Origin of the sequence: Vibrio sp. 1731, from assembly GCF_033339955.1 — a bacterium.
GTDB classification, from domain to species: Bacteria; Pseudomonadota; Gammaproteobacteria; order Enterobacterales; family Vibrionaceae; genus Vibrio; species Vibrio alginolyticus.
Map to the genome: position 1 here is coordinate 34,871 of NZ_JAWOVO010000006.1, position 11,822 is coordinate 46,692.

The window sequence follows — 11,822 nt, forward strand, 5'->3', positions numbered from 1 at the left end:
AGGCGATATGAAGTTATGGGACCACCCCATGTCGGAAAACGACTTCCGTCAGTGTTTGCGCATTGCAACTGGTGCGACTATTGGTTTCACTTTATGTAAAGTATTTGGTTGGAACTATGGCGTATTCTTTACTGTAACCCCGATGCTGTTACTTGGAATGGTGCCAGTCATGAATCTACATGCCGCACGACAACTGATTTTTTCAGCGGTTGTGTGTGGATTAGAAGTTGGGGTGCTTGGTGGGTTATTTGGTGGGCACCCAGGCATGATGACAATCATTGCATTCGGGTTGTTCCTATATAAATTCGCCTGTATGTCAAAAGGGAGCTTGTTCTTATTTGGAGCGAACAGCGTACTGAGCTTAAGCATCATGCTGCATTTTGCTAGTTATCCAACCACTGACTTAAATGACCTAATATTTAGCAACCTGCAAGCGAATGTTATTTCAGTGATCGTTGCTTATGTGGTGACATTTTTGATTCCCGATGCGGAACCTCGTCAGCCACCAGCGAAACCGTCGCAGCCTAAACAGAGTCATCGAATGCGTCATGAAGCCCTTATGGGGGCGAGTATCGCTACAATGTCTTTCCTTGTATTCCAGCTATTTGACCTCAGTGACTCTATGTCTGCTCAGGCGACAACCTTGCTTTTATTGTTTCCTATGCATTGGAACGGTGCTTTAGGGTATGCGCGAAAAAGAGCAATGGGAACCTTGATGGGGGTGACCTTTGGTATCGTCGGACAACTTGTATTATACGATTGGTCGGATACCTTATTGTTTATCGTCCCATTGCTTTGGATTGGTGCGATGATGTTCAGTTATATGCACGTGAAAGAGTCTAGCGGTTCGGGAGCCGGATTTGGCGGTTTAACCACATTAGGCATTTTGTTCGGCCAATATCTTACTCCGGATGGTGACTTAATGTTCAGTGCGCTGTATCGCGTGAGCAGTATTTTGTTTGCTATTGTTGCGACGCTGCTTGTGACCTATACGGTTCACAGAATACTCAACAGCTTTGAGGCGACGCGCTTTAGCGAGCAGTAAGTTCAGACGTTACTGGTTAGAAAGGATTGCTCCAGTAACTCTGTTTTTAGTTCGTGAGTCATCGCAATGGGACTGGCAAACTTAATTCCAACTACCCATCCCTTCACCAATTTCTTAATGTTGGCAATGACACATCGATTTTCTTCTCCGATATAGTGGCTTAACGGGCATTCGATGGTAACACTCTCACCCACGTTGAATTCGGGCTCAATCAAGGTTGATATACCAACACCTGCTAGAGAGAAATCGATAAGGCTACCGTCGTAGACATTCCCTGCATGAATAACGTTACAGTCCATTTGCAACTTGTAACGCTCATGTTCCCGAACTGGTTTGGTTGCAAATGTTCCTGGAATGCGGATAAACAAAAGGGGGGATGGTCGAACGGTCGTCGTCAGCACGCTGGACTTAAACGCAATGACATGGCCTAACTCCGTATCTGATACACCACGCACGATGACATCGGCGTTGGGGAGTTTTCTCATCACTTGCTCTTCAAGCAAACGCATTGGTATATCAAGAATCAAATAAGCATTTTCTTTCATCCCCAGATAGGTGGTGGAATACGTATATTGATCCTTAGGCCCAAATTCGAAATTAGTAGAAAGCTTCATTCCCGGTTTGAGAAACCTATGCAGTTCATCTTTAGTATGAGTGGCTGGCATCACATTGGCGTTTTAATTTTTTAGTTAAGCTGAGGCTATCAAAACGCCATTTTGTTATTCAAGATAGTAAGGCATAAGTTTTTGTAAAATCATCGCTATCTGTGAAGTGGTGGGCGATAAGTTTGGCTCATTCCACCTTTCATAAAGATTTGGCTTGCCACAATACTGCCGCATGTGACCAACATCAGCGCTAACCAAGTGAGAGAATCTGGTTGTTCACCAAAAATTGGAACGGCAAGAAGTGTCGCGACGACTGGAGTTAATGAACCAAAAGCAGCGCTGGCTTCGGCACCGATGATCCTAATTGCATAAATGAAAGTGAAAGAAGCGATTAAACCTGCGCCAACACCTTGTAGCATCGCGTGGCCAAATAACTCCTCCCATGGCCACTGGCTGAACGGTGTTACCACCAAATAACTGTCTACCCACCCGAAACCAACGGCGATGATGAGTAGAGCCAAAGACGCGATTGCAACGAATCCTGCACAGACGTGTGCATTAAGATTAGCGACACGAGCGCTGATGGTGAAAGCAGCCCACATGATGCTGCCAGTTAGAAACAGGATATGCCCTTGCAACTGAGACCAGTTGTACTCTGCGCCGCTATTAGAAAGAAGGAATACGAAAATCCCTAACAACACCGTAGAAAGCCCGATTAAGCGGTGAGCACTCAGCGACTGTTGATAACAAAGTACCGCGATAGCAGAAACAAACAATGGCAAAGTGCCAGGTACTAATGCACTGCCGTGCGCCACGGGAGCGAAATGCATAGCCGTTCCGACGACCAGAAGATAGGGAAGGCCGCTTCCAACCACAACACCAACCAGGTAGCGTTTAGGCACCACGCGCAGCGACTGTTTATGCTTAATCACAAATGGTAATAAAATTATACTTGGGATTAGAAAGCGAACTAACGCGATATCGGCTGGCTGCAAGGCAGAAATTGCGCCCCCTTTTAAAGAAATAAAGAAACCAGACCAAAGCAGTAAGGTCGTTAATATAGCTGCGTATCCCAAGATCATTATCGACATGTCCATTTGTAAATGATGTGTTAATTGTTGAATAAAACTCTTGCCAAAGGGAGGCAAAGTTTGACGTAATTAGGCTTGATGTTGGTGATAAATTGCGTATAAGTGTTAATTGTTGGTGATTAAAGGCATGGAAGAATAGATGGATAAAATTGACAGGCAACTTATCAACCTAATGCAGAAGGATGCCACTCTGACAACGGCAGAACTTGCTGACCAAGTAGGGCTATCGGCATCACCTTGTGCAAGACGCATTAAGCGTTTGGAGCAGGAAGGTGTAATAAGTGGTTATCGAGCTATTGTGTCCAGAGACACTGTAGGCATCGCGATGACTGTATTTGTTGAAGTGAGTTTAAATAACCACCAAGCTTCTTCGATTGATGAGTTTGAACATGCCGTTGTTGAGATGGATGAAGTGATCTCATGCCATGTCGTATCAGGGGCCTATGATTACCTGTTAGAGGTGGTCAGTAAAGATCTCGCTGGTTATGAAACATTTACTAGAAAGTTACAGCGATTAGAAAATGTGAAAGATATTCATACCCACCTGGCGATTAGACAAGTGAAAGGAAATGGCAGTTTGCCGATTTATGCATAAGAAAGATGAAATTTTTCGATAGACTTAAGATTGCCCACTATCATCGAAAGCGATATAGACAGTTTGGTAAAGACAGAGCCCGAACTCTGGGATGGGCAGATAAGTATAGTCAGATCAGCCGTTTTGAGGCGTTGTGCCGAGGGTTAACGTTAGACGGTTCAAGTATTTTAGATATTGGGTGCGGCTACGGAGACTTGTTAGCGTTTATCGAACTTACGGGGGGGCTTCCTCAAAGCTATATTGGCATTGATCAGCAAAAACAGTTTATCTCTGAAGCCAGAAAACGAGATTTTCGTACGCAAAGTAAGTTTATATGTGGCGACTTTTCAACGTTGGTATTGCCTCGTTGCGACTTTGTTTTTGCTTCCGGATCATTGAACTATCAATCCACCAACCCAAATCATACCATTGAAATGATTGATAAAATGTACCGAGCGACAGAGAAAGGTTGTGTGTTTAACTTGTTGGATGAATCCAAACTACCCAGCATGAAAATGTTAGCGTCGCACAATAAAGAAGGTGTCTTTCGCTATTGTCGGTTGCTGTGTCCGAATACACGATTGATTGAGGGGTACTCCGAGCACGACTTTACGATTGCCATGATCAAAAAAGCGGGGTCCGTTTCCTGACTCCGCTTTATAAATTCTTAAGCCTTATTGGTTTTTGTATTGTGAGATTTCACAGTTACCTGTGTATCTATCAACCTTGAATGAGAACGCGGCTGAATGGTATTCCCTCCCATCACTCCATATTGTTTCTCCGAAGATTTTACAAAGATCCAAATCACTGATTGAACCGAACTCTTTTACGTGCCTAACTACTGACAAAAACTTGGCTTTGGTAGCATTAGGACATTCCCTGTTACTTAATCGATTGATAACCATGTTTGTAGCATCATCTCCAGCCAAATGTGACTTTTTATTAAATTTTATTAATGGCTAAACTAACCAAAAAATGTCCATAAGTAAAGCATTAATGTGACGTATGTCTCTATAAATTGATTGTCTTGGTCATGGTTTAGTCAAGTTTGTCAAAGGGAACAATCCCATTATTTACATTTGATATCATTCACGACTAAGGAAAGATAAAAAGCACGAATAACGTCCAATATTGGAGTGAAAAACCAACATCGTCTATTCAAAACTGGCTCTGTTTTTACTTCGAAACATCTTGAGCGTATTGAAGCGCTCGAGCTTCTTTATCATAGACTTGTGACAGAGTTTGATATTGTGAAGAGAGGCGCTTGTAATCTTCAGCAAGTTCCAAAGCGTTGGTGTTATACCATTCCGCAGTTATTTGATTGGCTGTTTTGTTTGACTCGCGGCACTTCTGGGCCAGTATCTCCCACCCATTTGCTGACCATTGGGATTGTGTGCTCAATTTAAGCAGCTGATTCGCTTTAGTTGTGAGCTCTTCTTTGTATTGAATCGATGCTTTTAATTGCGCTTTGAACACATTTTGGTTCGACTTGGCACGCCAAAGTAGCACGAGCTCATGCAGTGAAAAGGTTTCGGACAATAACTGACGCTGTTTATGTTCGGTCAAAAGTGTATTGAATACCTCAACATGCTGATTGTAATTGGACTCTAAACGATTGAATTGGGTAAGATTGTCATTCCACGACGATGGGTTACATTGAATATTGGCGTGCCCCGTTATCGGGAACAGAAGAAATAGTAGTATCCAATTGAGTCTGTTGATCATTATTGCTCGCGTTAGTTGACCTGCTCTTTTGAGTATATACCCAAATTTCTACGACATGCGTGCTACTGGTGGGATAAGAATAAAGAATGAAAAGGAAAAGGGCATGAAGAAAATTCTCGTCGCATTGATTGTCATGCTGTTGCTCGGCGGAGCGGGGGCTGGTTACTATTTCTTCTTTATGCAGAAAGATGAACCTGAAGCACCAAAGGCTACACAAGTCGAGCAATCGTCACTGCAAAAAGAAACATCCAAACCGATTCTGGATTTAGAAGCCGTTCCCCCGGAAGTTACCGAGTACTACGTTATTGAGCGTCGTGTCAATGTTTACAACAAGCCTAACCCTAATGCTTTAGTTGTCGATACGCTCTATAAGGGAGAAAAAGTATCGGTGTTAGAAAAAGTAGATGGGTGGTACCGAATCTCCGGCTATCTTGTCTATGAAGAGGGTGGAGAAGAAAAAGCCGAATGGTTGAATGCTGAAGGGTTATCGGATGCAGAGCCAGTTATTAAAGAGCAAGAGCGCTTAGAGATATTGGATGAATACCTACAGAAGTCGGATGACTTAAAAGTTCACTTGGATATTTTCCGTAAGAAAACACAGCAATTGTTAGACGATGAAACCTGTGATCCGAGTGATTTTGAGGAGCTCGGAGGCTGGGTTCGTTCTGTGACGTTCAAAAAGCGCAACGTTTACTTCATCTATTGTGGCGGTTTGGAGCAAGAGAACAAGATCTACTTAGATGTTGATAAGGGCGATATTTTTTATCGATAACTCACCACCAATTACACTAGTTTTCTAAAGACGTTTTGATAAATGCAATAACGATGCAAACCTGAAATCAGAGATTTATAACTTTTTAGTTGTGAACCATAATCAATAGGAATACTATCAACGAGTCAAGTGACCTAACTTGGCTCTTTGTGTTTTTAGTGAGTTCCTATGCCTTGGATTTACCTTAGAAAGTTGATTTTGCTGCTATTTGCAATGGTATTGCTACCAGTGCATGTATCTGCTGCGCAAATCGACCACAAGGCTCACGTACCGCACTTTTCTAAGCTACAACCTTTTGTAGCCGTAAGTGTATCGCCAAACTCTTCCGTCGATTTTTCTGAAGTTTCAGAAGAAAGCTCTCAATCTCCAGTATCTGAAGGCCATGCAAGTCTCGATTCCGTTGCTTTGTTTAACTCTCAGCGCTGGACGTCTTACTTACGGGAAGGGCTTGATGACGAGCACGTAGATTTTGTCGGCGATCTCACTACTCCGTTTTACGCTGATGCGGGTTACACATACAGTTTGATGGACATTAACTGGCGTCACAACCAGTCCACATTTTATCATTTCACAAGCGATCATCGCATTTCTGGTTGGAAAGAGACCAATGCCATGTACGTCGCACTCAATAGTCAGTTTTCTGCCTAAACACCATTTATTTGCACCATTGTGCACTCTTAACACGACGATTGTATTCGACAGGACGTGAGCGTTCTGAGCATTTCATACCCTGAATTTATTCTGGGAGCATCTGTCGTGTGTTAAGCCTTGTTATTAAAAGCTTCACTTCATCGTGAAGGGATGATGTTTACATGAAAAAAACACCAAAGCAGCAAAAGAACAGAAAGCTGATGAATCACTACTCAGCTTGGAAATATGTCGTATTAATCACGACGGTCATTATCTTAACTTTAAGTGCGATCCCAACTTGGTTTGGCGAACAGCCTTCTATTCAGTTGACGTTTGCGGATCAAAACAACAGTGAAATGTCGGTTGTTCATCTGAATCAACTGCTAAAAACCAACCATATTTCAGCCGACAAAATCATCGAAAAAGACGGCAAAACAACCATTGTATTCGATGGTGAAGATGCGCAAAGTAAAGCTCGTGCGTTGTTAAACAAAGAGCTAAATAAAGACGACAGCATCACTTTCTCATACGTATCGGTTGCGCCAGAATGGTTGAATGAGATGGGCTTTAGCCCAATTAAACTCGGTCTTGACCTTCGTGGTGGCGTTCAGTTCTTGTTGAATGTTGATGTGAATAAAGCGTTTGAAGAGCAACGTGATGCGTTGATTGATGAAATCAAAGCGAATTTACGTGATCAACGTGTCCGTGGTGTGCAAGTTCGAGCAGAAAGCGGCAACCGAATTACGGTAAACAGTGACAGCGAGCAAGCATTGTCGGAAGTGAACAAGTTCTTGCGTCAAAATTACCCTGGCTGGATTTCAAAAAGTTCATCTCGTGGCTTTGTGCTTGAACCGAGTGAACAAAATATCCAAGAATTTCAATCGTCGACTCTTCAACAAAACCTGAAGATCATGCGTGGTCGTATTGAAGAACTTGGTATCACAGAAGCACTAGTGCAACGCCAAGGTAAAGAGAGCATTCGAATTGAACTCCCTGGTGTACAAGATCCTGCTCAAGCGAAAAACGTTATTGGTGCAACAGCAAGCTTGGCGTTTTATGAAGTGAAAGATGCGAGCCAAGCACACAGCAGCCAAGATCTTGTTCTTCAAGACAATGACGGTCGTACGGTGATTTTGGCAAAACGACCAGTCCTAACGGGTGAGCACATCGTAAACGCTCGTGCTGGTGTCGACAAAATGGGTATGTCAGAAGTCAATATTTCTCTTGACCACGCTGGTGGTAAGAAAATGAGCGACTTCTCAGCAACTCACATCGGCAAGCCAATGGCGACCGTTTACCGAGAGTACAAAACAAACGATCGCGGTGTAACCGAGCGTAGTGAGCGCGTTATCAGCGTCGCGACTATTCAATCTCAACTTGGTAGCCAGTTCCGTATTACCGGAGCAGGTAGCATGGACGATGCGCAGCAGTTAGCGCTATTGCTTCGCGCGGGCTCACTAACTGCGCCGGTTACTATTGTGGAAGAGCGTACTATCGGTGCTTCTCTGGGGGCAGAAAACATTGAAAACGGTTTTGCAGCACTGGCTTTAGGTATGGGTTTAACACTGACCTTTATGGCACTTTGGTACCGCCGCTTAGGTTGGGTAGCGAACGTGGCGCTTTGTGCCAACATGCTTTGTTTGCTTGGCCTAATTGCTTTGTTACCAGGCGCTGTGTTAACGCTTCCTGGCATTGCAGGCTTAGTGTTAACCGTCGGTATGGCAGTGGACACCAACGTTATTATTTTCGAACGTATTAAGGACAAAATGCGTGAAGGCCGCAGCTTCGCTCAAGCAATTGATCTAGGCTTTGACAGCGCATTCTCGACCATCCTTGATGCCAACATTACTACCATGATCACCGCCGTGATTTTGTACGCCATCGGTAATGGCCCAATCCAAGGCTTTGCCTTAACACTCGGATTAGGTTTGTTAACCAGTATGTTTACAGGCGTATTTGCCTCTCGAGCAATGATCAATTTAATTTGGGGCCGCGATGCCCGTCGTGATGTGAGGGTTTAATCATGGTCGAAATGCTAAAACAAAATATTCGTAAAATTCGCTACTTTACTACGCTAGTTTCCATCATTTTAACGGTGATCGCGATCGTCGCTCTAGGCTTTAAAGGGTTGAACCTAGGTTTGGACTTCACTGGCGGTATGGTGACAGAAGTAAAGGTAGATAAGCAGCTAACTAACCATGATCTGCTTGACGTTCTGCAACCAAAGCTTGGTGAATCTGCGTCAGTGACACGCTCTGGTGAAGATGGCCGTTGGGTGATTCGTTACTCTGCGCCGGAAGATGGACAAACGTTGCCAAGTGTAGAAGAGGTGTTGAAGCCAATCTCTCACCAAGTTGATGTTGTCAGCAACAGTATAGTTGGCGCTCAAGTTGGCCAAGACTTGTTTGAACAAGGTGGCTTAGCATTGTTGATTTGTGTGTTGAGTATTCTCGGTTACTTGTGTTTCCGTTTTGAGTGGCGTTTGGCCAGTGGTTCACTGTTTGCTTTGGCCCATGATGTGATCTTAGTGCTTGGTTTCTTTGCAATTACTCAAATGGAGTTCAACTTAACCGTTTTTGCTGCTGTGCTGGCGATTTTAGGTTACTCATTGAATGACTCGATCATCATTGCAGACCGAATCCGTGAGCTGTTGATTGCGAAACAGAGTTGGAAAACAGAAGACATCAATGACCAAGCTGTTATCGCGACGTTTTCACGCACTATGGTGACATCTGGTACGACATTGATCACTGTTGGTGCATTATGGATTATGGGAGGAGCGCCTTTGGCTGGTTTCTCAACCGCCATGTTTATTGGCGTTCTGTCGGGTACATGGTCTTCGATTTCGATTGGTACTGTGCTGCCGGAGTGGTTGAAACTGGAGCCGAAACATTATCTTCCAGTTGAGATTGACGCAGCGCCGTAGCATTATTTTTAAGGTAAAAGTGCTTGCGCCACTCATCTTGAGTGGCGCTTTTTTGTGCTTATTTCACGCGCATCAGACGATGTTTCACAAGTCCCAAATCGAACTCTAAGACTTGTGAGCGCTTCATTGCTTCGACTTTATTCAACATCGACTCTTGGTAGCCTTTCTTCTTCATCCACTGAAGAGGTACAGAGAAAGCATCTTCATTAACGACATAAGACTCGCCTTTATGCTCACCGCTATAGACGTTCACAACCCAAACTCGGGCTTGAAAGTCCAATACTTCACCCATGACTTTAGCGATTTTATTCAGAATATTTTTCATTGTTTCCAGTTTGCCTTAGCTTAGTAGCAACCAGACACCAACTCCCATCATTAAAGTGCCTGCGATACGGTTCATTAGGCGTACATTCTTAGACTGACCTAATACGTGTTTCAACCCTTTACCACCAGTAGCGTACAGAGACATGCAAATGAACTCAAACAGTAAAATAATGGAGACAAGTATGATCAGTTGCGGTGCAAGTGCTGCGTTTTGGTCTATAAAAGGCGGTAAAAGAGAAATCATAAATGCCCAGCCTTTTGGGTTTGCGATTGCGGTAACGAAGCCTTGCATGATCAGTGCGATATTGTCACTCTTTGGTGTTTCTAAGTTGTCGACATTAATCGCAAGTTTCCCTCGCGATCGCCACATTTCAACACCAAGATAGAGTAAATAACCGCCACCAATGAACTTTAACGCGATAAACATCCAAGGATAATTGAGCATAATCGCAGCGATACCTAACACCGCAGAGACTGACACTAGCGCAACACCGAGAAGTTCTCCTATCATCATCCATAACGTGCGACGATAACCGATACTCATACCTAACGTTAGGGCGAGAGTCATGCACATACCAGGCGTGATTGAGACAAAAAAGAAAGTAGGGATGAACATACTGAGCAATGCAAGATTCATATCTGTTGATGATTTAGTGATTAAAGAGAAGCCACAAAGATAGTGCAAAGTGGAAAAGGATGCTACTACAAAGCGAACGATTACTTTCACTAGTAGCTAGTTGATGTTCTTCGAATATATAAAATTAAAATGAAATTATATTTTAATCTATGCGTCATAATAGTGCGTATTGCACCAGTATGAGACAAGCTCTTATATCATTTTTAGATTAAATATATTTAATTTATTATATTTTATCGGTATTAATCATCACTGTATTAAAATAATCGAATTGATAACTAAATTATCATTAAACACAGTAATTAAATGATATGTTTGATAATTATTTTTACTGATAATTGAATTATTATTCTAATCTCAAGTTTGTTGTAATCATATAGGCTTAAAATTCAGATCTTAAATCATGACATAATGTAACGTCTGTCGTTCTGTATGTAACTATATGATATATAAGTATTTATTTGCCGTGTTGGTAGGCTGGCGTTTCAGGTAAGTACTATTAAAAACAATGAGTCATGAAGAATTAACCATTTTATAACATTTCATGTGTAATGAGATCTAAATCAATCTTATGCAAATGGTTTAGTTTTTTATTTGAAATGTAATATTTCTAGGTTAACTTAAAATAAAAGGCAGCACAGGATTGGTTGTCAAAAGAATAAATAAACACGTCAGTTGGTGAACTATTTCATCAGTGTATTAAGTTTGCTTTTTAAATGCCGTTAAGAATGGAGTCTTCAATGAAGAAAGTCGCTTTGATCACTGGATCAAAAGGCGGAATTGGTTCTGCTATTTCCTCTCAATTAGTCAATGACGGTTACCGTGTAATCGCTACTTATTTCACAGGTAACTACGAATGTGCGCTGGAGTGGTTCAACAGTAAAGGGTTTACCAAAGATCAGGTTCGCCTTTTTGAGTTGGACGTAACAAACACCGCTGAGTGTGCGGAGAAGTTAGCGCAATTGCTTGAGGAAGAAGGAACCATTGATGTTGTTGTCAACAACGCAGGTATCACACGCGATGGCGTGTTTAAAAAGATGACTGCGCAAGCTTGGAATGATGTCATCAATACCAACCTCAATAGTCTATTCAACGTTACGCAACCCCTATTCGCAGCAATGTGCGAAAAAGGTGGTGGTCGTGTCATCAATATCTCTTCAGTCAATGGTCTAAAAGGGCAGTTTGGTCAAGCAAACTACTCGGCGGCGAAAGCTGGGATGATCGGTTTCTCTAAAGCCTTGGCATACGAAGGCGCTCGCTCGGGTGTGACGGTCAATGTTATCGCTCCGGGGTACACAGGTACGCCAATGGTTGAGCAAATGAAGCCAGAAGTGTTGGAATCCATCACGAACCAAATCCCAATGAAACGCCTTGCGACACCAGAAGAAATTGCAGCATCAGTGAGCTTCTTGGTCAGCGATGCCGGCGCCTATATCACCGGTGAGACTTTGTCGGTGAACGGCGGCCTATACATGCACTAAGGAGATAAGATG

General features: G+C 42.9%; 13 protein-coding genes. 8 read left to right on the forward strand and 5 right to left on the reverse strand.

Going from position 1 to position 11,822, the window contains the following annotated elements; translation table 11 throughout:
• Positions 1-7 precede the first annotated feature (7 nt).
• Positions 8-1,045 (forward strand): DUF2955 domain-containing protein, encoded by a 1,038-nt coding sequence (locus R7035_RS08805; protein WP_285400206.1) that lies wholly within the window; start codon positions 8-10, stop codon positions 1,043-1,045.
• A 2-nt stretch (positions 1,046-1,047) separates the two neighbouring features.
• On the opposite strand, the gene R7035_RS08810 is transcribed toward R7035_RS08805, so the two are convergent.
• Both R7035_RS08810 and R7035_RS08815 read right to left on the reverse strand, forming a co-directional pair.
• Positions 1,048-1,710: a flagellar brake protein gene (locus R7035_RS08810; RefSeq protein ID WP_064369362.1), complete on the reverse strand. Its 663-nt coding sequence runs from the start codon at positions 1,708-1,710 to the stop codon at positions 1,048-1,050.
• Positions 1,711-1,805: 95 nt separating this feature from the next.
• Complete coding sequence (locus R7035_RS08815; RefSeq protein WP_017635181.1) at positions 1,806-2,732, reverse strand: DMT family transporter; 927 nt, start codon at positions 2,730-2,732, stop codon at positions 1,806-1,808.
• A gap of 148 nt (positions 2,733-2,880) precedes the next feature.
• Here R7035_RS08815 and R7035_RS08820 point away from each other — a divergent pair, with 148 nt between their 5' ends.
• Together R7035_RS08820 and R7035_RS08825 are read left to right on the forward strand one after the other, a co-directional pair.
• A complete protein-coding gene (locus R7035_RS08820; RefSeq protein WP_005373581.1) occupies positions 2,881-3,336 on the forward strand; it encodes an Lrp/AsnC family transcriptional regulator in 456 nt (151 codons plus the stop codon).
• Between the two features lie 5 nt (positions 3,337-3,341).
• The gene (locus tag R7035_RS08825) at positions 3,342-3,965 is read left to right on the forward strand and encodes a class I SAM-dependent methyltransferase (RefSeq protein ID WP_017635182.1); all 624 of its coding nucleotides are present in this window, start codon (positions 3,342-3,344) and stop codon (positions 3,963-3,965) included.
• A gap of 526 nt (positions 3,966-4,491) precedes the next feature.
• Here the strand turns inward: R7035_RS08825 and R7035_RS08835 are convergent.
• A complete protein-coding gene (locus tag R7035_RS08835) occupies positions 4,492-5,040 on the reverse strand; it encodes a hypothetical protein (protein ID WP_017635183.1) in 549 nt (182 codons plus the stop codon).
• 103 nt (positions 5,041-5,143) lie between these two features.
• Between R7035_RS08835 and R7035_RS08840 the strand changes: the two genes are divergently transcribed.
• The 4 genes from R7035_RS08840 (at position 5,144) to secF (ending at position 9,368) form a co-directional block, all read left to right on the forward strand.
• Positions 5,144-5,812, forward strand: coding sequence for an SH3 domain-containing protein (locus R7035_RS08840; protein ID WP_005385650.1), 669 nt, complete (start codon positions 5,144-5,146; stop codon positions 5,810-5,812).
• 168 nt (positions 5,813-5,980) lie between these two features.
• The gene (locus R7035_RS08845; protein WP_318146098.1) at positions 5,981-6,460 is read left to right on the forward strand and encodes a hypothetical protein; all 480 of its coding nucleotides are present in this window, start codon (positions 5,981-5,983) and stop codon (positions 6,458-6,460) included.
• Positions 6,461-6,624: 164 nt separating this feature from the next.
• Positions 6,625-8,463, forward strand: coding sequence for a protein translocase subunit SecD (gene secD, locus R7035_RS08850; RefSeq protein WP_005373570.1), 1,839 nt, complete (start codon positions 6,625-6,627; stop codon positions 8,461-8,463).
• A 2-nt stretch (positions 8,464-8,465) separates the two neighbouring features.
• On the forward strand, positions 8,466-9,368 hold the full coding sequence (secF, locus tag R7035_RS08855) for a protein translocase subunit SecF (RefSeq protein WP_005373567.1): 903 nt from the start codon (positions 8,466-8,468) through the stop codon (positions 9,366-9,368).
• 58 nt (positions 9,369-9,426) lie between these two features.
• On the opposite strand, the gene R7035_RS08860 is transcribed toward secF, so the two are convergent.
• Positions 9,427-9,693, reverse strand: coding sequence for a hypothetical protein (locus tag R7035_RS08860; RefSeq protein ID WP_017635186.1), 267 nt, complete (start codon positions 9,691-9,693; stop codon positions 9,427-9,429).
• A gap of 15 nt (positions 9,694-9,708) precedes the next feature.
• On the reverse strand, positions 9,709-10,329 hold the full coding sequence (locus R7035_RS08865; RefSeq protein WP_021035942.1) for a LysE family translocator: 621 nt from the start codon (positions 10,327-10,329) through the stop codon (positions 9,709-9,711).
• Positions 10,330-11,069: 740 nt separating this feature from the next.
• Here R7035_RS08865 and R7035_RS08870 point away from each other — a divergent pair.
• Complete coding sequence (locus R7035_RS08870) at positions 11,070-11,810, forward strand: SDR family oxidoreductase (RefSeq protein WP_005477336.1); 741 nt, start codon at positions 11,070-11,072, stop codon at positions 11,808-11,810.
• Positions 11,811-11,822: the final 12 nt, after the last annotated feature.